Source organism: Aeromonas sp. S11(2024) (assembly GCF_041402345.1).
Classification (GTDB): domain Bacteria; phylum Pseudomonadota; class Gammaproteobacteria; order Enterobacterales; family Aeromonadaceae; genus Aeromonas; species Aeromonas veronii.
On record NZ_JBGLRC010000001.1, the window covers coordinates 159,797 to 181,823 of the forward strand.

The window sequence follows — 22,027 nt, forward strand, 5'->3', positions numbered from 1 at the left end:
CTGAACAAGAAGTAACAAGGAACTGATTAGATGACTATCGAGATCAAGGTACCGGACCTGCCGGAATCAGTGGCGGATGCCACCATTGCCACCTGGCACAAGAAGCCGGGTGATCTGGTTGCCCGTGATGAAGTGCTGGTCGACATCGAAACCGACAAGGTGGTGCTGGAAGTGCCGGCACCGCAAGCTGGCGTGCTGGGCGACATCCTGCAGGCAGAGGGGGCAACAGTCCTCTCCCGCCAGCTGATCGCCACCATCAAGGCGGCTGCCGTGGCCGGTGAAGAGACCAAGGAGAAACCGGCCGAAGCGGTTGCCGATGATGGCGCCGATGGCCTGAGCCCCTCCGTGCGTCGTCTCATTGGCGAGCACGACATCGACGTGGCCAAGCTGACCGGCACCGGCAAGGGCGGTCGCATCACCAAGGATGATGTGGAAGCCTACATCAAGGCGCTGAGCAAGCCTGCCGCAGCCGCTCCGGTTGCTGCTGCCCCGGTCGCGCCGGTTGCCGCGCTGGCCGGTCGCAGCGAGAAGCGGGTGCCGATGACCCGTCTGCGCAAGCGCATCGCCGAGCGTCTGCTGGAAGCGAAAAACACCACCGCCATGCTGACCACCTTCAACGAGGTCAACATGAAGCCCATCATGGATCTGCGCAAGCAGTACGGCGAGATCTTCGAGAAGAAGCACGGCATCAAGCTCGGCTTCATGTCCTTCTACGTGAAGGCGGTGGTGGAGTCCCTCAAGCGCTATCCGGAAGTGAACGCCGGGCTGGATGGTGACGACATCGTCTACCACAACTACTTCGATGTCAGCATCGCCGTCTCCACCCCCCGTGGTCTGGTGACGCCGGTGCTGCGCGACTGCGACAACATGAGCCTGGCGGACATCGAGAAGGCCATCAAGGATCTGGCGGGCAAGGGCCGTGACGGCAAGCTGACCGTGGATGAACTGACTGGCGGCAACTTCACCATCACCAACGGTGGCGTGTTCGGCTCCCTGATGTCCACCCCGATCATCAACCCGCCCCAGAGCGCCATTCTGGGCATGCACAAGATCCAGGAGCGCCCGATGGCCGTTGACGGCAAGGTCGAGATCCTGCCGATGATGTATCTGGCGCTCTCCTACGATCACCGTCTCATCGACGGACGCGAATCGGTAGGCTTCCTGGTCTCCGTCAAGGAGCTGCTGGAAGACCCGACCCGTCTGTTGCTGGACGTCTAAGTCTGTGGCACCCGGGCAAGGGGTTTGCGCCCCGAGCCGGATGTGCTGCTGGACGTTTGAGTAATACCCGAGCGATTGAAAGATAACGAGGGGCCGCCTAGGCCCCCATTCACAGGGGATTGAGAAACACCAGCCCCGGACGGAAATACCTACAACACGGATAGAGCATCTATGAATCTGCATGAATATCAGGCAAAACAGCTGTTTGCCGAGTATGGCCTGCCGGTCTCCGAAGGTTATGCCTGTGCTACCCCACAAGAAGCAGCCGAAGCGGCCGACAAGATTGGCGGCAATACCTGGGTCGTCAAATGCCAGGTACATGCCGGTGGCCGCGGTAAAGCGGGCGGCGTGAAAGTGGCCAAGAGCAAGGATGAGATCCGTGCTTTTGCCCAGAACTGGCTTGGCAAAAATCTGGTGACCTACCAGACCGACGCCAACGGCCAGCCGGTCACCAAGATCCTGGTTGAATCCTGCACCGACATCGCCAAAGAGCTCTACCTGGGCGCCGTGGTTGACCGTGGCTCCCGTCGCGTGGTCTTCATGGCCTCGACCGAAGGTGGCGTGGATATCGAGAAGATCGCCCACGAAACCCCCCATCTGATCCACAAGGCGGCTATCGATCCGCTGGTGGGTCCGCAGGCTTATCAGGCCCGCGAACTGGCCTTCAAACTGGGTCTGGTCGGCGATCAGATCAAACAGTTCACCAAGATCTTCATGGGTCTGGGCCAGATGTTCCTGGATTGCGATTTCGCGCTGCTGGAGATCAACCCGCTGGTGATCACCGCGCAGGGCAACCTGCACTGCCTGGATGGCAAGATCAACATCGACGCCAACGCACTGTATCGTCAGCCCAAGCTGCGCGAGATGCACGACCCGTCACAAGATGACCCCCGCGAAGCGCACGCCGCCCAGTGGGAGCTCAACTATGTGGCCCTCGATGGCAACATCGGCTGCATGGTCAACGGCGCGGGTCTGGCCATGGGCACCATGGACATCGTCAACCTGCACGGCGGCAAGCCGGCCAACTTCCTTGACGTCGGCGGCGGCGCTACCAAGGAGCGGGTGACCGAGGCGTTCAAGATCATCCTCTCCGACAGCAACGTCAAAGCGGTGCTGGTCAACATCTTCGGCGGCATCGTGCGCTGCGACATGATCGCGGAAGGCATTATCGGTGCGGTCAAGGAAGTGGGGGTCAAGGTGCCCGTCGTGGTCCGTCTGGAAGGCAACAACGCCGAGCTGGGTGGTATCAAGCTGGCCGAGAGCGGCCTCAACATCATTGCGGCCAAGAGTCTGACCGATGCCGCGCAGCAAGTCGTCAAAGCAGCGGAGGCTAACTGATGAGCGTACTGATCAACAAGGACACCCGAGTCATCTGCCAGGGCTTTACCGGCGGTCAGGGTACTTTCCACTCCGAGCAGGCGCTCTCCTATGGTACCCAGCTGGTGGGCGGCGTCTCTCCGGGCAAGGGCGGCACCACCCATCTGGGCCTGCCGGTGTTCAACACCGTCCGTGACGCGGTCGAAGCGACCGGCGCTACTGCCTCCGTCATCTATGTGCCGGCACCGTTCTGCAAGGATGCCATCCTGGAAGCGATCGACGCGGGCATCAAGCTGATTGTCACCATCACCGAAGGCATCCCGACGCTGGATATGCTGGACGTCAAAGTGAAGCTGCAAGAGACCGGCGTGCGGATGATCGGCCCCAACTGCCCGGGTGTGATCACTCCGGGTGAGTGCAAGATCGGCATCATGCCGGGCCACATTCACAAGCCGGGCAAGGTGGGCATCGTCTCCCGCTCCGGCACCCTGACCTACGAAGCGGTCAAGCAGACCACTGACGAGGGCTTTGGCCAGTCCACCTGCGTCGGTATCGGTGGCGACCCCATCCCGGGTTCCAACTTTATCGACATTCTGGAGATGTTCCAGAACGACCCGCAGACCGAAGCGATCGTGATGATCGGCGAGATCGGCGGCAACGCCGAGGAAGACGCGGCTGCCTATATCAAGGCCCACGTCACCAAGCCGGTGGTCTCCTATATTGCCGGTGTTACCGCACCTCCCGGCAAGCGGATGGGCCACGCTGGCGCTATTATCTCCGGTGGCAAGGGTACCGCCGCCGAGAAGTTTGCCGCGCTGGAAGATGCTGGCGTGAAAACCGTCCGCTCCCTGGCCGATATCGGCAAGGCCTTACGCGAAGTAACCGGCTGGTAATTCCTGTTAGCCCGTTATCTCTAATAAAAATGCCGCCCAATGGGCGGCTTTTTTATGATGCTTGATATTTGGCTTCGCAAGTTTAGTAGATGAGGATATAACAATCATATCGTCGTTCTTGGTGCTTGGGTGAAACAATGAGGTGGTTTTTTCTGCTGTTTATCATGTTGCTTGTTGTTACCGGAAATGCAGTCATTTTTGATAGTTCATCATCTACCAGAGTGATTGATTGGATTGCATTTAATCTGTTTCCGTTATCTTTGGTTTTATTCTGGTTTGGCTTTTGTTTTTCTGATGGCGATAAGCGTGCCCAGCTCTTTGTCATTGGTCATGCGTTGCTGGTCTTTTCTGCCGGCGCTGGTTTTGTGCTTATCGGTACCAATATTGTTTTGGCTGACTCATGTGAAATAATGACATTTAGTGGGAAAACGAGTGGTCTCCTGTGGAGATTTTCAAACTATATGCAGTCGATTGGTTATTGTCGGGAGCTGGGGATTGGTATTGTAGTGTTCGGTATTGTTATTGCATATCCTAGCGCTCGGCTATTTTGGGGATTGATAAATCGTTTTAAATAAATCTTGCCGGGTTATAGGGAAAAGGAGCATTCTCATATCAGGTTATTTTGTTTCAGGACTGTATTGTGTGATATCTAAGAAAGGAAAATCAATCTGATAAGCTAATTTTATCCTATTGTAAATGTCATGGTCACTTTCTTTATGGCTAGCTATAGATAAATAGTATTTTTTGTTGTTGAAAATTTGAAATATAATCCACTCGCCAGAAAGACGATTCTCTTTTGCTCGCTTTTCCAACGCCATCAATGTTAGGTTATGAGCTAAAAACATAGCCATGTCATCATCCACATATCCTGAAGTATTTCTTTCAAAAGCCTCACGTATTAATTTGTCAAGATTTTTATTTCCACCCCGTTCAAGACCAAACTCTGCATTTATATTTCCTAAGATAAATGAGGAGTTAAAGAAATGGGCTTTATGAAGTCCTTTTAATGGATTATGTTTGAAAGCGCCAATTTTGTGCGATAGGTCTTTCTCTATACGCATCAGCTCGTCTCCGACACTATGAACATTCATTATGCGGGCTGATTCCAACTGAATGACTTGTGTCAGTAATACAGAACTTACTCTTGATAAATCTAAAGTATGAAAAATAGATGTTGAATTTGCGTAGTTAATTAATTCTTGTCTATCCATAACTGTTCTCCATCTCGAATGTTTGGATAAAAATGGTAGGTTGGTGTTGAACGACGTGAAGTCCAACATTACCGTGAAATATGCCAGTCAAACTGCTTGCGGCTTAGCCATTTCATTATTTATCCCGCTCTGGTTGGGGTAATCATGCTCGCCTGTTGGGCTTCGCTACGCTCTGCGCCAACCTACAAATCACGCTATCAACCTGAGGGGTAGCCCCGTGGGGCTGAATAGCGAGGCCTGTTCAGACGATCGGGAGTTAGTATGCCACAGCCTTCGTTTGTGGCCAGAATCAAACGGGCCTGGATTGTTACGTTGTTGCAACCAAGTTGGCTAATGCTGTTACGCTGGTGAATCAATCTTGCCGCCGCTTGGGTAACCCGCTGGCCACGCTGGTTGCCAATGCCCCTCCGATTTGGGTTAAAGAGCCAAGCCGAATGCGGGTTGGCTCCCGCTATTGACCCTTGCACCGCGCTCCTTGCCATCAGGGCTCGCTATCACTTCCCGAAGTAAAAATGCCGACCAAAAGGTCGGCATGTTGCTTTTACAAGGCGCTGTGCTTGCGGCATTCGCTCAGAGCGCCGCTGACGCGATCCTCACACTCGCCATTGCGCCTTGAGCCTATTGGCTAAAGACCGTCTGCCCGCGAAAGACGGTGCGGGTGACGTTGGTATCGGCGATCTGCTCCGGTTTGCCGCTGGCGACCATCTCGTATGTTGGGGTAATAAGGTAGGTTGGTGCTGAACGAAGTGAAGCCCAACGTTTACCGTGAAATATGCTTGTCAATCAGTCTTATGGCTTAGCCACATCCTTGTTTATTCCGCCCTGGTTGGCGTAATCATGCTCGCCTGTTGGGCTTCGCTATGCTCTGCGCCAACCTACAAATCACGTTATCTCAATCCTGCCGCCGCTGGGACCATCAGCGGATCACGCTTGGCGATAATGCTCCCTCAGATTTCACCTGTAAAAATGCCGACCCTCGGGTCGGCATTTTCAAGAAATAGGGTGTGGGGCGAAACAGTATGAGAAATGGTTGCCCTCTATGACCGGGCTATTTATCCGCCTTGCCCGCTGCATCGGCAAGTTTGGCAAGCTGTTTGTCATACCAGGCCACCGGGCGGTTCTCATCTTCCGCCCGCTCTTTGCGCCTGATGGCGTTGCGCACCGCCATGGCCCCCAGCCAGCGAAATGGCTCGGGCGGAAAATAGCCACGCGGGCCGCTGACCAGGGCGCATTCGCGCCACGGCTTGTCCTCCTCTCGCATCTCGTCTCTCACCAGGGCCGCCAGGATCTGTCCGCCGATCCAGCTCTGCGCCACCCCGTTGCCGGAGTAGCCGAGGCCATAGACGATATTGGGCTGCCCTCGCCAGTGCCCGAAGAAGGGGAGGCCATCTACCGAGCGGTCGGAGGCGCCGCACCAGCTGGCGGCGATGGGCACCTCTTTGAGCGCCGGAAAGAAGCGGCGCAGGGTGCGGGTAAGGGGGGCAAGATAACGGCTGGGGGCATCGAACTCGGCCAGATGGCGGTTGGCAAAGGCGAAGGTGTTGCCCCCCTTGCCTAGCATCAGCCGCCCTTGCGGGGTGGAGCGGTAGTAATGCACAAAGGTGCGGCCATCCACCACGGAGCGGCCGTGCTCAAGCTGCTGGGCGGCCAGTGCATCCGGCGCGGGGTCGGTGATCACCATATCGGAGGAGACCAGCACTATGCTGCGGCGAAACTCGCGAAAGTGCTGCACCATGGCGCTGTTGAGGGCCAGTACCACCTTGCGGGCTCGTACCTCACCTTGCGGTGTTTGCACCCGCGCTGGCTGGCCCGCCTCAAGGCGCTGCATGGGGGAGTGCTCATAGACCTCGATCCCCAGTTCCCGCGCCACCCGCAGCAGGCCGCGCACCAGCAGTGCCGGTTGCACCGAGCCCGCGTGGGGGCTGTAGAGCCCCTCCAGATGAACGTGGGAGCCGCTCTGGCTCGCCAGTTTATCCTCTTCAATCACTTGCCACTGGTTAAGGTCTGCGCGTTTGAGTTCCTGCAATACCGGCTCCATCAGGCCGCGCTGGGCCTCGCTGGTGGCGGTGTAGCAGGTGCCCTCGACCCTCAGCTCCGCTTCTATGCTGTGCTGTTCGCAGAAGTGGGCGATCTCGTGTACCGCCTGCTCGGATCTTTGTACCAGCCAGGCGGCCTGCTCTTCGCCAAAGAGGCGCTTTAACGTCAGGTATTTGGCCGACCAGGTGAGCAGGCAGCCGCCGTTGCGCCCGGAGGCGCCGCTGCCGCAGCGATCTTTTTCCAGCACCAGGATACGTAAGGCAGGTTCGGCCTGTTTAAGGGCGATGGCGCTCCACAGCCCGGTAAAGCCGCCACCGACGATGCAGACATCGGCCTCGTGGTGGCCGACTAGGGGCGTGGGCGGCGCGGGCTGTTCGGCCGCGAGCGCTTCGGCTAGCCAGAAGGGGAGAGTGGACATGATGACTCCTCGATAAGGTTATTGGTGGCGCCAGCGCTGGGTGCGATCCAGCAGGGCGCGACTTAAAAAGAGCTGGAGCAGCTTGACGGTGGCGGCGGCCAGCAAGATCAGGGTGGCCATGGCGGCGGCCGCGGCGGTATCGCCGGAATCCTCCATATTGAGCACGGCGATGGAGGCGAGCACGCTGTCGCTCGAATAGAGGAAGATCACCGCCGAGGTGGTGGTCATGGCGTTGACGAACAGATAGATAAAGATTTCCAAGAGCGCTGGCAGGGAGGCGGGCAGGGTGACTCGCCAGAACGCCTTCCAGAGCGGAATGCGCAATGAGATGGCTACCAGCTCCAGCTCCTTGGGCAGTTGTTTCAGGCTGGTCAGCGCCGTCATATGGCCCACCGTGTAGTAGTGGATGACGCAGGAGAGCACCATCAGCGGCAGGGTGCCATAGAGGCTGCCAAAGAGCGGATTGCCGTTGAAAAAGAAGATGTAACCGAGCCCCAGCACCATGCCGGGTACCGCCAGCGACAGCATGGCGAGCAGATGCAGCAGCTGGCGCAGCGGCGCAAAGTAGCGCCCCTTCTCCTGCGCCCAGGCCAGCACCATCACCAGCACGGTGCCGATAAGCGCGGTATAGAGGCCCAGCTGCAAGGTGTTGGTAAAGGGCTGCCAGCCGTAGACGCTGTTGCTGTCAAAGGCGTAGTGATCCAGCGTCAGCCCGAGGTTGTAGGGCCAGAACTGCACCAGGGAGCCGTAAACGGCCATCCCCACCAGTGCCAGAAACAGCAGGGCCCAGAGCGTGCACCAGCCGAGCGCCAGCAGATCCCGCAGCCGATGGGGTTTAGGTTGATAGGGCACCGCCTTGGTGCTGCTCTGCTCCTGCATCTTGCTGCGTACTCTGTGCTCCAGGGCAAAGCTCAACAGCGCCGGCAGCAGCAGGGTGACGCTGGCAACGGCGCCCAGCGAGAAGTTCTGCATCCCGATCACCTGCCGGTAGATGTCGGTAGCCAGCACGCTGTATTGGCCGCCAATCACCTTGGCTACCCCGAAGTCGCAGATGGTAAGGGTGAAGACCGCGATGGCGGCGCTGAGCAGGCCATAACGGGCGGTAGGCAGGGTGACGGTGACAAAGGTGCGCCAGCCGCTGCTGCCGAGCACCCGGGAGGCTTCATAGAGGCGGGCATCGCTCTGACCGAGCGCCGTGATAAGGATCATCAGGGCGTGAGGGAAGCACCAGAAGCCAAGACCGATGACGATGCCGATGGGGCCGTAGATGCTCTCGCCGCCGAGGAGCCCCTTGGCGATCCCCTGATTGCCAAACCAGTAGACCAGACTGATGGCGGGCAACAGGGAGGGCATCAACAGCGGGATCAAACCGATGAGGCGAAACAGGGGCTTGCCCGGCATGCAGGTGCGGGTGAGGGCATAGGCGTAACCAAAGGCGATGGTCACCACCAGCGCGGTGATCAGCACCCCGATCCAGAGGGTGTTGCCGATGGTGCGCCCCAGATGAGGGGAGTCGAAATAGGCGCTGAAGTTGGCAAGGCCCACCCAGAGGCCGTTCTCATCCTGCAGACTCTTTTGCAGCATGGTGAGCAGCGGCAGCAAGAGGCCCCCCACCAGCAGGGCAATGCCGAGCACCAGCAGGATCAGTTGCAGCAGCTGATCCCGGCTCCAGCCGCGACAGAGCCGCTGCCAGCGAGAGACTTGGTGGGCTGTCACTGGTGGCCGCAGGGAGGAGGTCGCAAGGGGGGCTGTCATGGGCGATCTCCTTCAAACAGCTGCATCGCTCCGGCGGGCCAGTGCAGCGAGCAGCGCATGCCGCTGCGCCAGCCACCTTGTTCGTGGCGGGGCAGCTCGTGGGTCGGGCGCTCCACCAGGATCTGCTGCGGGCCCAGATAGGTGTCGGCGGTGCAGATAAGACGCTGGGCGGCGCCGAGAAACTCCACCTGATCGATGGTTGCTTCAACACCATGTTGGCCAAGATACGGCTCGCTCGGCGCACTCAGGGTGATTGCCTCGGGGCGGATCGCCACCTGCAATTTGCTGCCAGCTGCGGCCTGATTGGCGAGTTGCAGCGGTTGTTCGTTGAGGCGCACCTGATTGGGGCTCAGCACCAGGGTCTCGAGGAAGTTCATGGTGCCGACGAAGCTTGCCACGAAGCGGCTGGCAGGCTGGTGGTAGATCTCCTGCGGGGTGCCCACCTGCACGATGCGGCCGCCCTCCATCACCACGATGCGGTCGGCCATGGTCAGCGCCTCTTCCTGATCGTGGGTCACCATGATGGTGGTGATGCCAAGGCGCTGCTGCAGGGCGCGGATCTCGCTGCGAAGATGGGTGCGCACCAGTGCATCCAGCGCGCTGAGCGGTTCGTCCAGCAACAGCAGGCCGGGGGAGAGGGCCAAGGCCCGGGCCAGCGCCACCCGCTGCTGCTGGCCGCCTGAGATCTGGCTCGGGTATTTGTGGGACTGGGCAGTGAGATCCACCAGCCCCAGCCAGTGGTCCACCCGCTCCTTGATGAGATCCCGCGCCAGCCCCTGATTCTCAAGGCCGAAGGCGATGTTCTGGGCCACCGTCAAGTTGGGGAAGAGGGCATAGGACTGAAACACGATGCCAAAGTCGCGCTCCTGGGGCGGCAGGCGGGAGATATTGCGCCCTCCTTGCCAGATCTCGCCGCTGTCTGGCAGATCCAGCCCGGCGATCGCTCTGAGCAGGGTGGTTTTGCCGCAGCCGGAGGGGCCGAGAAAGCAGATAAACTCCCCCGGCTCAATGGTCAGAGAGATCCCCTTGAGGGCCTGAAAAGCACCGAACTGCTTGTTGAGATGTTGAATGTCCAGATAGGGCTGGGTCATGGTTCGACTCGCTACTGATTTGGTATATACCAGTTTGCAGGTGAAGTGTGACGGTCAGGTGATCGGGGGATGACAGCTTGATGACAGTCAAATGAGATCGGGTCGCCAGCAAGTGGCTGGGCACTGTGCGAATGGACTAAGCATCGCTAATTGAAGGCAATGCAAACTCGGGAAGTTAAAACCAAAAAGCGAAGGCCAACAGCTGTTGGCCTTCGACTGGCAGTTTATTGGCAGCGGTGTGTCTGGCGTGAACAAACCGCCGACCTTCACGCTTACTGCTTGGCTTCGGTCTTGCCGTCGAAGCTGGCGCTCCACTGGGCCAGGATGGCGTTACGCTCGCGGGCTGCCCAGGTAAAGTCGTTGTCGATCATCTGGCCTTTGATATCCGCCGGATAGCCCGCTCTCGGTTGGGCTACATCGGGGATGGCGACCACGGCAAACGACTTGTTGTAGAGGGCGTTGGCCTGTTCGGTGGCGGCAAAGTCGAGCAGCTGTTTGGCGGCTTCCAGCTTGGGGGTGCCCTTGATGATGGCGGCTGCTTCCATATCCCAGCCCGACCCCTCTTTCGGGAACACCACCTCGATGGGGGCACCCTTGGCTTTGAGGCTGGTAGCCGGGAAGTCGAAGGAGATACCGATCACCGTTTCACCGCTGGCGGCCAGCTTGCAGGGGGCGGAGCCCGAGTGGGTGTAACGGTCGATGTTCTGGTGCAGGCCGTTCATGAATTGCCAGCCCTGCTGCTCGCCCATGGTCTGCAGCCAGCCAGCAACGCTCAGGTAACCGGTGCCGGAGGAGCTGGGGTTGGGCATGATCACCTTGCCCTTGTAGATGGGCTTGGTGAGGTCGGCCCAGCTGGTGGGGGCCGGGATCCCCTGTTTCTCCGCCTCTACCTTATTGAAGCAGATGGCGCTGAAGAAGGCGTCCAGACCGATCCAGTGCGGCTCGGCCTTGCTGTCGCGAAAGCGGCTGTCGAGCTTCTCCAGTCCTTTCGGTGCATAGGCATTGAGCATCTGCTGCTGATCGAGCTGCATCAGGCTGGTGGCGGCCAGTCCCCACACCACATCCGCCTTGGGCTGCGCTTTTTCTGCCAGCAAGCGGGCGGTGACCACGCCGGTGGAGTCACGCACCCACTTGATGTTGATATCCGGATGCTGGCGTTCGAACGCGGTTTTCAGCTCGTTGAGCTGCTCCGGTTCGAAGGCGGTGTAGACGGTGAGATCGGTCGCGGCCAGTGCCGGGGCGGTCATGGCAGCCAGCACGGCGGCGGCCAGCAGATGGGTTCCCTGTTTCATCCTCTTCTCCAGTTAAATTGGTTTGGTATAAACCAGATTGGTCGAGAGAGAGGCTAGGGGATCTTTATGACGTGACCGTGACAGCCCCGTGACGTTTTGCCGTTCCTGATTTATCCGTGACTAATCCTGGGTATCCACTTCGATCTCCAGGCTGTCGTGGCGCCAGTACTCCAGATCGAAGTCGAGCACCCGTCCGTGCTGATCGAAGTTGAGCCGCTCGAGGCGCAGGGCGGGCAGACCGGCGGTGGCCCCCAGCGCCTTGGCCACTTCGTCCGGCAGGGCGGTGGGGAAGAAGCGCACCTGCATGCGGGCGTAGTGGAGATCGTAATGGGCCTGGTAGATCTCGGTCAGACTGCCGTTGAGATCCAGTGCCAGCAGGCCGGGCACCCGCTCTGGCAGGCAGTGGTTCTCGCAGTAGCAGATGGCGCGCCCGTTGGCGTAGCGCAGACGTTTTAGCAGAAACAGGCTGTCAAACGGCTTGAGCTGCAGCTGCGCCATCAACGCGGGCGGTACCGCCTGACGGCTTTTATCCAGCAGCTCGGTGCGCGGCTCACCCCCTTGCTCCCGCACTATCTGGTGAAAGTTGGAGGTGCGTCTGGGGTTCAAGCGAAAACGTGGCGGGGTGACGAACCAGCCGCGGCGATCCTCCCGATAGATAAGGCCGTTGGCCTCTAGCTGAACCAGTGCCTCGCGAATGGTAACCCGGGTGGTGCCATAGAGTTCCCCCAGCAGCCGCTCGGAGGGGAGCTTGTCGTTGGGGGCCAGACCCCCTGCCAGGATCTGGTTGGCGAGGGCATCCTTGATCTGCAGATATTGCGGTTTGCTCATGAAAATCCCTGGTTTTGCAATAAGTTGTGCAATAAGTTGTGCAATGAGTTGGGCAATGGGCTGGGCACAGGGCAGGTCATCTGCCCGGTCGTTACACGGCAACATCAACATGCGTTGGTAGATACCAGCAGCGCCCCTGCTGTTCAGGCTTCCTAGATTATCGCGATCCCGGCGCTGAAAATGAATTTTTTGTTGCACGTAGCCCCACCCCTTTGACCTTGGCGGGGCAGTTACCCACAATGCGCTCATTCTGGTATATACCAAAAGGAGCGAAGTCATGACCCATATTCCTGCGGCCCCCGCCGCCGTCGATTACCTGCTGCTGACCCCGGGCCCCCTCTCGACCACCGCGACTGTGCGTGCCGCCATGCTGCAAGACAGCTGCACCTGGGATGCGGACTACAACCTGGGCGTGGTGGAGCCCATCCGCCGCGAGCTGGTGCGCCTCGCCACCGGCCCGGAATATCAAAGTGACTACAGCGCCGTGCTGCTGCAGGGGAGTGGCAGCTATGTGGTGGAGAGCGTGCTGGGCTCGGCGATCGGCGTCGATGAGTGTCTGCTGATCATCAACAACGGCGCCTACGGTGCCCGCATGGGGGAGATGGCCCGCTGCCTTGGCCTGCGCCACCACGAGCTGGACTGCGGCGAGACCACCCGCCCGGAGCCCGCCGCCATCGAGGCGATGCTGGCGCGCCACCCCGAGATCACCCATCTGGCCATGGTGCACTGCGAGACCACTACCGGCATGCTCAATCCGCTCGATGAGGTAGCTGAGCTCTGCCAGCGTCGTGGCATCCGCCTGATCGTCGATGCTATGAGCAGCTTTGGCGGTATTCCCATCGACATGGGGCGCCTTGGCATCGAGTTTCTCATTAGCTCGGCCAACAAGTGCATTCAGGGGGTGCCGGGCTTTGGCTTTGTCATCGCTCGCCGCGCCGCGCTGGCGGCCTGCGCCGGTCGTGCTCGCTCGGTCTCCCTTGACCTGCATGCCCAGTGGCAGACCATGGAGCAGCAGGGGGGCAAGTGGCGTTTTACCTCGCCCACCCATACCGTGCTCGCCTTTGCCCAGGCCCTGCGCGAGCTGGACGAAGAGGGGGGCATTGAAGCCCGCCATCAGCGCTACAGCGAGAACCAGCGCACCCTGGTGGCGGGGATGGCTGCCCTCGGCTTTGCGCCGCTGCTGCCCGAGCAGTGGCAATCTCCCATCATCACCGCCTTCTACTCTCCGACCCACCCGGACTACCGCTTCGCCGACTTCTACCAGCGGCTCAAGGCGCAGGGCTTTGTCATCTATCCGGGCAAGGTCTCCCAAGCAGACTGCTTCCGGATTGGCAATATCGGCGACGTGACCCCTGAGCGGGTGCGCGATCTGCTCGCCGCCATGGCCAGCGCCTGCTACTGGCAAGGGGACGCGCGATGACCAGCATGGCGCCTCAGGGTTGCGATCTGCGTGGCCGCGATTTGCATGACTATAAGCTACACGGCAGCGGCCGCGCCGACAGCGAAGGGGATATCAACCTCGGCGAGGGGCGGGCGCGCTGGTGGGCGGGCCAGAGCGAAGATGTACGGGCCGGATTGGCGGAGGATAGCCGCTACTTCCTCCATCAGGCACTCTCCACCCCCTGTCTGGATTTGATCGAGGGGGCGCAGGGGAGCTGGTTGACCAGCATATCGGGCAAGCGTTACCTCGATTTTCACGGCAACAGCGTCCATCAGCTGGGCCACGGTCACCCCAGGGTGGTGGCTGCGGTGCAGCAGCAACTCGCCGATCTGCCGTTCGCGCCCCGCCGCTACACCCATCAGGTTGCCATCGACTGCGCCCGCACCCTGGCCGAGCTGGCCCCCGGCGATCTTAACCGGGTACTGTTCGCCCCCGGCGGCAGCGAGGTGGTGGGGATTGCCCTGAAGCTCGCCCGTTTCATCACCGGCAACAGCAAGGTGGTGTCCCTGTGGGATGCCTTTCACGGCGCCTCCCTCGATGCCATCTCGGTCGGCGGCGAGGCCTGTTTTCGCGCCGGTATGGGCCCACTGATGGTCGGAGTGGAGCGCATCCCGCCGCCCACCCGTTATCGCGGTGTCTGGTACCGCGGGGAGGGGGATGACCTGCACTACGCCGATTATCTGGAGTACGTCATCGAGAAGGAGGGAGGGATCGGCGCCTTTATCGCCGAACCTATCCGCAACACCGATGTGCAGGTGCCCTCGAAGGCCTACTGGCAGCGGGTGCGGGAGATCTGCGATCGCCACAAGGTGTTGTTGATCGTCGACGAGATCCCCAATGCCCTGGGGCGCGCCGGCCACTGGTTCAGCTTTGAAGAGTTCGGCATCGAGCCCGACATCATCTGTCTGGGCAAGGGGCTGGGGGGCGGGGTGGTGCCGTTTGCCGCGCTCATTACCCGCGACCGTTTCAATCAGGCAGCAGCTATTTCGCTCGGTCACTACACCCACGAGAAGAGCCCTATCGGCTGCGCGGCGGCCCTCGCCACTATAGAGACAATCCGCGAAGCTGGATTGCTGGCAAAAGCGCAGGAGGATGGCCGTTTTATGGCGGCCGAGCTCGGCAAGTTGGCCGAACGTCATACGCTGATCGGGCAGGTGCGCGGTATCGGTATGCTTTGGGCGCTCGATCTGGTGGTCGATCACCAGAGTCGCACCCGCAACAGCCAGGCCGCCGAGCGCCTGCTCTACCGCTGTCTGGAACTGGGGCTCAGCTTCAAGGTCTCCCAGGGCAACGTCATCCAGCTCTCGCCACCGCTCAACATCGCCCGCGCCGATCTGGTGCGCGCCATCACCATTCTCGATCGCGCCCTCGGCGAGATCGCACTTTCACCGAAACAGGAACACCACCATGACTGACTTGCAGATTGCTGTAGACCCGATCACCGACGTAGAGGCGCTGATCCTCGACTGGGCCGGTACTGTCGTCGATTTTGGCTCCTTCGCCCCCACCTCCATCTTCGTCGAGGCCTTCGCCCGCGCCTATGACTTTCCCGTGACCCTGGACGAAGCACGCCAGCCCATGGGCCTTGGCAAGTGGGATCATATCGCCGCGCTGGGCCGTCTGCCTTCGGTGGATGCGCGCTGGCAGGCCCGCTTCGGCCACCCCATGAGCCACGCCGAGGTGGACCACATTTATCACACCTTTATGCCGCTGCAGATTGCCGCCGTGACCCGCTTTGCCGCCCCCATCCCCGGTGTGCTGCCGGTGCTGGACGCTCTGCGGGTGCAGGGGATGAAAATCGGCTCCTGCTCCGGTTATCCCCGTCCTGTGATGGAGGCGTTGGTGCCAGCGGCGGCCGATCACGGCTATCGCCCGGATCACTGGGTCGCCACCGATGACCTCAAAGCCGGTGGTCGCCCCGGCCCCTGGATGGCGCTGGCCAACGTGATTGAGCTCGGAGTGAGCGCGGTGCATCGCTGCATCAAGGTGGATGACGCCGTGCCGGGTATTAGCGAAGGGTTTAACGCGGGCATGTGGACGGTGGGATTGTCGGTTTCCGGCAACGAATTTGGTGCCACTTGGGAAGAGTTTGCCGCCATGAGCGAGGCGGAGATCGCCGCCCGGCGCGCACCGGCCGAGGCCAAACTGCGGGCGGCGGGGACACACTACGTGATTGATACCCTGGCCGACATCGCCCCGGTTATCGCCGATATCAACCGCCGTCTGGCCGCTGGCGAGCGGCCGTAGGCCATCTGCTTGGGCTAACAAAAGCGCTTGGCTGGCTTTAGATGCAACACGCCCCCATCCGGGGGCGTGTTGCATTTACAGGGGGAAGTTGTGCGCAGTCAGCGGATATCGACCCGCATCAGGGGAGAGGGGGCGTTGTCGACAAAGTGGTGCCAGATATGGTCGTAGAGCGCCTTCTGGCCGGGGAAACTCACCAGCGCCTTGGCCTCGGTCAGGGAACACCAGCGATAGTCTGTGTGCTCATCGTTGAGGGTCACCGCCTGATTGGGCGGGCAATAGACCACAAAGACCGGCACCACCTCTATCGTATTCAGGCTCGCCTCGTAGAACTGCTCCAGATACTGGCCGTTGTAGAGCTCGGAGACCCTGATCCCCGTCTCTTCGCCAAACTCCCGAATAATGGTCTGCCAGCCGGTTTCACCCGCCTCCACCGTGCCCGCCACATGACACCAGAAGCCCCCCTTGACCCGTTTCATCACCAGCAATTTTGTTTCGCCATCGACAGTGGTAAGGGCAACGCCAGAGACGGCCTTGCAGCGAATGGGGATCATGATCTTCTCTCCGGATTTGGGCTCTGTAATCGCCACGAACAGTGTGAAGGCGTGTTAATTGAAATACGCCTCGGCGGGCAGGCCCATGACCTCTATTTCATTCAGTCCATTTTTGGCCAGATAGTTGGCCACCAGATTGAACCCCACCCAGTAACCGGCATATTTGGGAAATGGCCGGTTATCACGGCAGTAGAAAAAGTCTAAATAGTTGAACTGCTTGCTGGATAGATGGGGCGTCATCTCTGCCAGGAGCGATTGCCAGTCATGGTGATGAGACTCCTTGAACAGCGAGGGGAGTGTGCCACCATTGAACCTCTGCTCAAAGTAGCAGGCCAGCCCTTCAAAAATCAGGTTTTCGGCCAGTGTTTCTGCTTCCACCTTGTTCTTCTTTTGCACGATATGGTGGACTTCGTGGGCCAGCACGGCAGGCAATTCGGTGATGATCACCTCTTTGATGTCGGGCCGTTCCAGATCAAGCTGGAGTTCTATTCGATACATGTTGATGGCCCAGCCACCGATACCCGAATCGGGAGCATCCCCCTCGGCAAAAGGGCTGAAGGTGACATCCAGTTGGGAGAGATCGAACAAGGCATTCAATTTGGGCGCCGTCTCGGCAAAAACGTGCCTAATGGTGTCATCGAGCCCATCGAATTTACCCGAGTCGTTTAACAGGGTGAGTTGCATCCAGACATCCTTGTCTATTGAAAGAGAGTGCTGAGCCACTTACGTGGTCGCGGCGCCATATCACCACGATTACCCTCTTTCAATCAAGGGGTTACCCGCCCATTATGCTTGCCGTCTGGATCGCCTCAATCAGCGCAGCCCGGTTGATGCGAGGGCGCTCGCCATCGAGCAGTTGCTGCCACAGCGCAATGGCCTGACTGTAGCGACCATGCAGGAAGTGATCGGAGGCCAGCAGCATCAGGGCGCTCACTTCCCCCGCGTCCTGCTTGAGGGCGCTCTCCAGCAGGCGTGTTGCCTCGGAAGTCAGCTGCTGGCCCGCCTGATAGTAGAGCACGGTGGCCTGCGCGGCCTGGGTCGCCGCGCTGGCGCCTCCCTCCAGCAGAGCGAGACGTTGGTAGGCGAGCAGGGCGTTGTCATATTCACCCCGATAGAGATAGAGCTGGCCGAGCGCCGCCCAGCTGTCGAGATCGGCGGGGCTGCGCTGAAGCTTCTGATGCAGACTCCCCAGCTCCTTGTCCTGCAGATCCCGCGGGCTCAACCCCGCCAGCGGATCGGGACGGGATGCATAATCCTGCCATGCCTGATAGCGGCCGCTGCTGAAATACACAGCGGCAACGGCCGCGATGGCCATGATGCCAAGCAGCAACAAGGCCCGCCCGTGCTGGTTATTGCGGCCGCGATTGTCACGCTGGCTGGCCAGTTGCGCGCGCAGGGCCAGCTCAGCCGCCGGGATGGCGTTGGCCAGGCGGGCGGCGCTCAGCTCCCTGTAGAGTGGTTGGTCTGAAGAGAGGCCCACCTGTTCTCCACGCATGATCAACAGATTCAGTTCGCTGCGCGGATCGGCGGCGGGTTGAGGGGGGGCCTCAACGATGGCCTTAACGACAGGGATGGGTTGCGCCTTTGTGCGCGTCAGGCGGCGAAACAGGGTCAACAGCGCCAGCCCCAACAGCAGCAGGGGACCGCCCCACAGCAGCGCCGTGCTGCTCTTGAAGGGGGGATCGTAGCGCACGAAATCGCCGAAGCGCTCCGTCATGCGGGCGATCACCTGCTCATCGCTCTGCCCCTCGTCCACCCAGCGGTAGACCTCTAGCCGCAGATCCCGGGCGATGGGGGAGTTGGACTCCACCAGATTCTGGTTCTGGCACTGGGGGCAGCGCAGGGCGCGGGCCAGCTCTTGCGCCCGATTTTGCAGCTTGGGATGGCGAAATTGATAGGTATCGACCCCGCTGGAATATGCAGTGGCACTCAGCAGCATGCCGAGGGCCAGCAGGGTGCAGGCAAGAGAACGGCACATCATGGCTGTGTCTCCCGAGCTGATGTTGCAATAGACGGCGCAATTGCGGGTGTCGTTGTGGCGGCATTGAGCTGCGCATCCGCTCGCGCCTGGTCGAGCAGGGGGGCAAACTGACGTTGCCAGATCTCGTTGGTAAGCTCGCCGGTATGGCGGGCGAGCAGGGCACCATCGGCATCAAACAGATAGGTTTCCGGCGTGCCGTAGACGCCGAGCTCAAGGGCCAGTTTGCCGTCAGGGTCGGCCAGCACAGCGCGATAGGGGTTGCCCGCCTGGATAAGCCAGGCGCGGGCCGCATCCCCCTTGTCCCGGTAGTTGAGGCCGTAGAGGGGCACTGTGCCCGCGAGCTCGCTGAGCAACGGATGTTCAGCGCGGCAGTTGGCGCACCAGCTGGCCCAGACGTTAAGGACAAAGGGCTCCCCCTTGAGGCTGGCGGTCTGGATCGGACGTCCGTCCAGCAGATTGTCGCTCTGCCACGCAGGCAGGGTACGTCCGAGCGTTGCCTCATCCTGGCTGTAGGGATTGTTGCCAAGGCCGAGCCAGAGCAGGATGCCGAGGCTCAGGGTCAGCAGCAGTGGAAGAAAGAGGCGCAGGCGGGATCTCATAACGCCTCCTGTTCGAGCCGGGGATGGGAGGCGCTAACCACAACGGGGCGGGAGGCAAGCAAGGGGCGATGGGCGAGCAGGCGCAGGGTGCCGCCCGCCATCATCAACAGGCCGCCGAGCCAGATCCAGCGCACTAGCGGCTTGTAGTGCAGCCGCATGGCATAGGCATCTGGTCCCATCTTCTCACCCAGCACCACGTAGAGATCGCCAAACAGTCCCCATGCGATGCCGGGTTCATTCATGTTCATGGTGCGCACGCTGTAGTGGCGCCGCTCAGGCGTCAGCCGCGCCACCTCTTTACCGCTCTTGTGCACGCTAAGCGTGATCCGCTCGGCGGTATAGTTGGGGCCGATCACCGGCTCGCGCCCCTCATAGCGAAACTCGAAGGCGCCGAGCTGGTAGGGTTGGTTGGCACTTAGCACAGTGCCCCCCTCCTGACTGTGGTGACTCACCTGCGCGATGCCAAGGGCGCACACCGCCACCCCGAGGTGGGCCAGCAAGCTGCCGAGCCGATTGAGGGTGAGCTCGCGCAGCGACGTCGGTTGCAAGAGCGGGAGCAACAGACTGGCCATCAGCCAGAGGCTCACCATATTGGCGAGGATGCCAATCCAGCTACCGGAAAACGATCCCTGTTCCAGATAGGCAAGGCTAAGCAGCCCGCCGCCAAGCAGGCCAAACAGCGGCGGTAACAGAGCGTTTAGTCGGGAATGTGCCGCAAGCTGCTGCCAGCGCAGGCGCGGCAGCTGGGTCATCAGCGCCATCAGCAGCAGGGCCAGCGGCACGAAGATGGTATTGAAATAGGGGGCGCCTACCGAGAGCGAACCCAGATGAAGCGACTGGAACACCATGGGGTAGAAGGTGCCGAGCAGCACGCTGGCGCAGGCCACGCAGAGCAGCAGGATGGCGGCGCCGAGCAGCCCCTCCTTTGACAGCAAGCCAAAGCGGGCATGGGGGGCGCGAATGTCTGCGCGCAGGGCAAACAGGGTGAGGGCGCAGGTCAATAGCAAACCGAGCAACAACAAGAGGGTGAGGCCGCGGCTGGGGTCCACCGCAAAGGCGTGTACCGAGGTGAGCACTCCGGAGCGCACCACGAAGGTGCCGAGCAGGCTCAAGGCGAAGGTGAAGATGGAGAGCAACAGCACAGCGTGACCATAGGCGCCGCGCTTCTCGCAGACAATCAGGGCGTGCAGCAGAGCGGTGCCGAGCAGCCAGGGCAAGAGGGAGGCGTTTTCTACCGGATCCCAGAACCACCAGCCACCCCAGCCGAGCTCGTAATAGGCCCACCAGGAACCCAGCACGATGCCGGCGGTGAGAAACACCCAGGAGCCGAGCGCCCAGGGGCGGCTCCAGTGGGCCACGGCGCCATCCAGTCTGCCCGAGTGCAGCGCCGCCATGGCGAAGGCGAAGTTGACCGCAAAGCCGACGTAACCGAGATAGAGCAGGGGCGGGTGGATGATAAGGCCGATATCCTGCAGCATGGGGTTGAGATCGCGCCCCTCCAGCGGTCCCGGGAACTGGCGGTCAAACGGGCTGGAGAAGATCAGGGTATAGAGACCGAACAGCCCGACGATCAGCCCCATGATGGCCAGTACTCGAGCTGTGATCAGCGGATCGACCCGCTTGGAGCAAAGGGCCACCAGAGCGCCCCACAGCCCCAGCGCAAACACGAAGAACAGCATGGAGCCCTCGTGGCCGCCCCATACCGCAGCCAGCTTGAAGCCCAGCGGCAGGGCGCTGTTGGCGTGCTGGGCCACATAGCTGACGGTGAAATCATCCCGGGCAAAGCAGCTGGCGAGCAGCAGTAGGGCGGCTAACAGCAGGATGGCATTGATCAGCACCAGCGGCTTGGCGCAGCGCAGCAGGGTCGGGGAGGCGAGCCGTAATCCCAGCCAGGGCAGGGTGCCCTGGAGCAAGGAGAGTGCCGCCGCCAGCAACAGTGAGAGATAGCCGAGCTCCGCCAGCACACAACCTCCAGTCAATCATTCGTCTATGTTATGCCGCAGCGTCTGCACCGTACCGGCGCTGGGGGATAACATCCACATTTCTGGCAACAATCAATCGCAACAACTCATCGCAACAAACAAGCGCCAGTCACCCGAGGGTGGCTGGCGCTGGTGATCATACCTTTAAACTACCGTCATCTGGCCGGCATAGAGCACGAAGTAGCGCAGCAGCAGGATCCCCACCAGGGTCAGGCTGCAGACCAGCACCAGATAGCCGTTTTTGGCCCGCAGGGGCGTGGGGGCCAGCAGGGTCAGCAACTGGGGAAGCAGCATGCCGATGCACACTACCCCGAGCCAGAACACCTGAGCCCAGAAGCCGCTGCCGATGGCTGCCCACATGGCAGCCTCCTTCTGGCCGCCACCGAAGTAGAGGCCGGTAAAGAAGCAGACCAGCAGCAATACCTCCACCGCCAACACCGGCCGCTCGAAGCGGTGGACAAAGCTCACCCCCTGGCTGTGATGGTTCTCCTTGAACAGGGTGACCGCCAGCAAGATGGTGGAAGCGATGCCGGAGCTGACGCCGGAGATGAGGAACAGCACCGGCAGCACCGGGTTGTTCAAGAGCGGATAGGTCTTGAGTGCCGAGAGCAGAAAGCCAGTGTAGGCCCCCAAGAGCACGGCAAGCAGCAGCAAGAGCGGCGCCAGCAGCCGTTCGATGCGGGCGAGCAAGCCAATCAGCCCATCCACAAATGCGAACTTCTCTTTCAGCAACCGGTGGCGCAGGGTCTCGATCTCGGCGCGAAACACCACCGCCAGCCAGGCGAACAGCACCGCCATATAGAGCTGAAACAGCATGACCCCCATCGACATCACTGAGTCGAACTGGTAGTGGAACATCAGCTTCCAGAAGGTCCAGGGGCGGGCCAGATGGAAGATAAGGATCAGCAGCCCCAATATCACGCTCGCTGGCGCCAGAATGGCGGTCGCCTTGATGATGCCGCTCTCGCTGCCTGCCCCCTTGCTGCGCAGCAGCACCGAGAGGGTGGTGGCCCCGGCGGAGATGCCGAGCAGAAAGAGATAGATAGCGATGGGCCAGTCCCAGACAAGGGAAGGGAAGTGAAATGCGTCATGCAACATGATCCATTCCTCCTTCTATGACTGCGGTAGATGGCGTTCGGACAAATCCCCAGACAAGGGAAGGGAAG

The 22,027-nt window shown here is 60.6% G+C and carries 19 protein-coding genes; 7 read left to right on the forward strand and 12 right to left on the reverse strand.

What is annotated here, in order from left to right; all coding sequences use genetic code 11:
* Window positions 1–30 precede the first annotated feature (30 nt).
* The 4 genes from odhB to ACB040_RS00690 all read left to right on the forward strand — a co-directional run bounded on the left by odhB (window position 31) and on the right by ACB040_RS00690 (window position 4,003).
* Window positions 31–1,218, forward strand: a complete 1,188-nt coding sequence (gene odhB, locus ACB040_RS00675) for a 2-oxoglutarate dehydrogenase complex dihydrolipoyllysine-residue succinyltransferase (RefSeq protein WP_371153838.1) — start codon at window positions 31–33, stop codon at window positions 1,216–1,218.
* Between the two features lie 171 nt (window positions 1,219–1,389).
* Window positions 1,390–2,556: an ADP-forming succinate--CoA ligase subunit beta gene (gene sucC, locus ACB040_RS00680; protein WP_005361097.1), complete on the forward strand. Its 1,167-nt coding sequence runs from the start codon at window positions 1,390–1,392 to the stop codon at window positions 2,554–2,556.
* Window positions 2,556–3,428 carry a succinate--CoA ligase subunit alpha gene (sucD, locus tag ACB040_RS00685; RefSeq protein WP_005333542.1) on the forward strand — a complete coding sequence of 291 codons (873 nt, stop codon included), beginning with the start codon at window positions 2,556–2,558 and terminating at the stop codon, window positions 3,426–3,428. Before sucC ends, sucD begins: the two co-directional genes overlap by 1 nt.
* 164 nt (window positions 3,429–3,592) lie before the next feature.
* On the forward strand, window positions 3,593–4,003 hold the full coding sequence (locus ACB040_RS00690) for a hypothetical protein (protein ID WP_371153835.1): 411 nt from the start codon (window positions 3,593–3,595) through the stop codon (window positions 4,001–4,003).
* A gap of 42 nt (window positions 4,004–4,045) precedes the next feature.
* On the opposite strand, the gene ACB040_RS00695 is transcribed toward ACB040_RS00690, so the two are convergent.
* From ACB040_RS00695 to phnR, 6 genes are all read right to left on the reverse strand, one after another.
* On the reverse strand, window positions 4,046–4,639 hold the full coding sequence (locus ACB040_RS00695; protein ID WP_371153833.1) for a hypothetical protein: 594 nt from the start codon (window positions 4,637–4,639) through the stop codon (window positions 4,046–4,048).
* Window positions 4,640–5,687: 1,048 nt separating this feature from the next.
* Window positions 5,688–7,094, reverse strand: a complete 1,407-nt coding sequence (locus ACB040_RS00700) for an FAD-dependent oxidoreductase (protein WP_371153831.1) — start codon at window positions 7,092–7,094, stop codon at window positions 5,688–5,690.
* 18 nt (window positions 7,095–7,112) lie between these two features.
* Entirely contained in the window at window positions 7,113–8,849 is a 1,737-nt protein-coding gene (locus ACB040_RS00705) for a putative 2-aminoethylphosphonate ABC transporter permease subunit (RefSeq protein ID WP_371153829.1), read from the reverse strand.
* Window positions 8,846–9,940, reverse strand: a complete 1,095-nt coding sequence (locus tag ACB040_RS00710) for a putative 2-aminoethylphosphonate ABC transporter ATP-binding protein (protein ID WP_216950904.1) — start codon at window positions 9,938–9,940, stop codon at window positions 8,846–8,848. Before ACB040_RS00710 ends, ACB040_RS00705 begins: the two co-directional genes overlap by 4 nt.
* A gap of 272 nt (window positions 9,941–10,212) precedes the next feature.
* Window positions 10,213–11,232: a putative 2-aminoethylphosphonate ABC transporter substrate-binding protein gene (locus ACB040_RS00715; protein WP_371153827.1), complete on the reverse strand. Its 1,020-nt coding sequence runs from the start codon at window positions 11,230–11,232 to the stop codon at window positions 10,213–10,215.
* A gap of 120 nt (window positions 11,233–11,352) precedes the next feature.
* Window positions 11,353–12,060, reverse strand: a complete 708-nt coding sequence (gene phnR / locus ACB040_RS00720; RefSeq protein WP_257690345.1) for a phosphonate utilization transcriptional regulator PhnR — start codon at window positions 12,058–12,060, stop codon at window positions 11,353–11,355.
* Between the two features lie 277 nt (window positions 12,061–12,337).
* Here phnR and phnW point away from each other — a divergent pair, with 277 nt between their 5' ends.
* Genes phnW through phnX form a run of 3 tightly spaced genes read left to right on the forward strand, consistent with a single transcriptional unit; the run spans window position 12,338 to window position 15,748 of the window.
* Window positions 12,338–13,480, forward strand: a complete 1,143-nt coding sequence (gene phnW / locus ACB040_RS00725) for a 2-aminoethylphosphonate--pyruvate transaminase (protein WP_371153824.1) — start codon at window positions 12,338–12,340, stop codon at window positions 13,478–13,480.
* Complete coding sequence (locus ACB040_RS00730) at window positions 13,477–14,916, forward strand: aspartate aminotransferase family protein (protein WP_371153822.1); 1,440 nt, start codon at window positions 13,477–13,479, stop codon at window positions 14,914–14,916. The genes phnW and ACB040_RS00730 overlap by 4 nt, the downstream gene beginning before the upstream one ends.
* The gene (phnX, locus tag ACB040_RS00735; protein ID WP_371153820.1) at window positions 14,909–15,748 is read left to right on the forward strand and encodes a phosphonoacetaldehyde hydrolase; all 840 of its coding nucleotides are present in this window, start codon (window positions 14,909–14,911) and stop codon (window positions 15,746–15,748) included. The genes ACB040_RS00730 and phnX overlap by 8 nt, the downstream gene beginning before the upstream one ends.
* A gap of 98 nt (window positions 15,749–15,846) precedes the next feature.
* Here phnX and ACB040_RS00740 read toward each other — a convergent pair whose 3' ends face one another.
* From ACB040_RS00740 to nrfD, 6 genes are all read right to left on the reverse strand, one after another.
* Complete coding sequence (locus tag ACB040_RS00740) at window positions 15,847–16,299, reverse strand: NUDIX pyrophosphatase (protein WP_371153818.1); 453 nt, start codon at window positions 16,297–16,299, stop codon at window positions 15,847–15,849.
* 54 nt (window positions 16,300–16,353) lie between these two features.
* Window positions 16,354–16,983 carry a DUF2268 domain-containing putative Zn-dependent protease gene (locus tag ACB040_RS00745; RefSeq protein WP_371153816.1) on the reverse strand — a complete coding sequence of 210 codons (630 nt, stop codon included), beginning with the start codon at window positions 16,981–16,983 and terminating at the stop codon, window positions 16,354–16,356.
* Window positions 16,984–17,074: 91 nt separating this feature from the next.
* On the reverse strand, window positions 17,075–18,280 hold the full coding sequence (gene nrfF, locus ACB040_RS00750) for a heme lyase NrfEFG subunit NrfF (protein ID WP_371153814.1): 1,206 nt from the start codon (window positions 18,278–18,280) through the stop codon (window positions 17,075–17,077).
* A complete protein-coding gene (locus ACB040_RS00755; protein WP_371153812.1) occupies window positions 18,277–18,879 on the reverse strand; it encodes a DsbE family thiol:disulfide interchange protein in 603 nt (200 codons plus the stop codon). The genes nrfF and ACB040_RS00755 overlap by 4 nt, the downstream gene beginning before the upstream one ends.
* Window positions 18,876–20,843 carry a heme lyase NrfEFG subunit NrfE gene (nrfE, locus tag ACB040_RS00760; protein WP_371153810.1) on the reverse strand — a complete coding sequence of 656 codons (1,968 nt, stop codon included), beginning with the start codon at window positions 20,841–20,843 and terminating at the stop codon, window positions 18,876–18,878. The genes ACB040_RS00755 and nrfE overlap by 4 nt, the downstream gene beginning before the upstream one ends.
* A gap of 162 nt (window positions 20,844–21,005) precedes the next feature.
* Window positions 21,006–21,959: a cytochrome c nitrite reductase subunit NrfD gene (gene nrfD / locus ACB040_RS00765; RefSeq protein WP_371153808.1), complete on the reverse strand. Its 954-nt coding sequence runs from the start codon at window positions 21,957–21,959 to the stop codon at window positions 21,006–21,008.
* Window positions 21,960–22,027 lie beyond the last annotated feature (68 nt).

Coding starts and splice junctions, on each gene's coding strand:
- odhB (WP_371153838.1), top strand. CDS start 31: ATGACTATCGAGATCAAGGTACCGGACCTGCCGGAATCAGTGGCGGAT.
- sucC (WP_005361097.1), top strand. CDS start 1,390: ATGAATCTGCATGAATATCAGGCAAAACAGCTGTTTGCCGAGTATGGC.
- sucD (WP_005333542.1), top strand. CDS start 2,556: ATGAGCGTACTGATCAACAAGGACACCCGAGTCATCTGCCAGGGCTTT.
- ACB040_RS00690 (WP_371153835.1), top strand. CDS start 3,593: ATGTTGCTTGTTGTTACCGGAAATGCAGTCATTTTTGATAGTTCATCA.
- ACB040_RS00695 (WP_371153833.1), bottom strand. CDS start 4,639: ATGGATAGACAAGAATTAATTAACTACGCAAATTCAACATCTATTTTT.
- ACB040_RS00700 (WP_371153831.1), bottom strand. CDS start 7,094: ATGTCCACTCTCCCCTTCTGGCTAGCCGAAGCGCTCGCGGCCGAACAG.
- ACB040_RS00705 (WP_371153829.1), bottom strand. CDS start 8,849: ATGACAGCCCCCCTTGCGACCTCCTCCCTGCGGCCACCAGTGACAGCC.
- ACB040_RS00710 (WP_216950904.1), bottom strand. CDS start 9,940: ATGACCCAGCCCTATCTGGACATTCAACATCTCAACAAGCAGTTCGGT.
- ACB040_RS00715 (WP_371153827.1), bottom strand. CDS start 11,232: ATGAAACAGGGAACCCATCTGCTGGCCGCCGCCGTGCTGGCTGCCATG.
- phnR (WP_257690345.1), bottom strand. CDS start 12,060: ATGAGCAAACCGCAATATCTGCAGATCAAGGATGCCCTCGCCAACCAG.
- phnW (WP_371153824.1), top strand. CDS start 12,338: ATGACCCATATTCCTGCGGCCCCCGCCGCCGTCGATTACCTGCTGCTG.
- ACB040_RS00730 (WP_371153822.1), top strand. CDS start 13,477: ATGACCAGCATGGCGCCTCAGGGTTGCGATCTGCGTGGCCGCGATTTG.
- phnX (WP_371153820.1), top strand. CDS start 14,909: ATGACTGACTTGCAGATTGCTGTAGACCCGATCACCGACGTAGAGGCG.
- ACB040_RS00740 (WP_371153818.1), bottom strand. CDS start 16,299: ATGATCCCCATTCGCTGCAAGGCCGTCTCTGGCGTTGCCCTTACCACT.
- ACB040_RS00745 (WP_371153816.1), bottom strand. CDS start 16,983: ATGCAACTCACCCTGTTAAACGACTCGGGTAAATTCGATGGGCTCGAT.
- nrfF (WP_371153814.1), bottom strand. CDS start 18,280: ATGATGTGCCGTTCTCTTGCCTGCACCCTGCTGGCCCTCGGCATGCTG.
- ACB040_RS00755 (WP_371153812.1), bottom strand. CDS start 18,879: ATGAGATCCCGCCTGCGCCTCTTTCTTCCACTGCTGCTGACCCTGAGC.
- nrfD (WP_371153808.1), bottom strand. CDS start 21,959: ATGTTGCATGACGCATTTCACTTCCCTTCCCTTGTCTGGGACTGGCCC.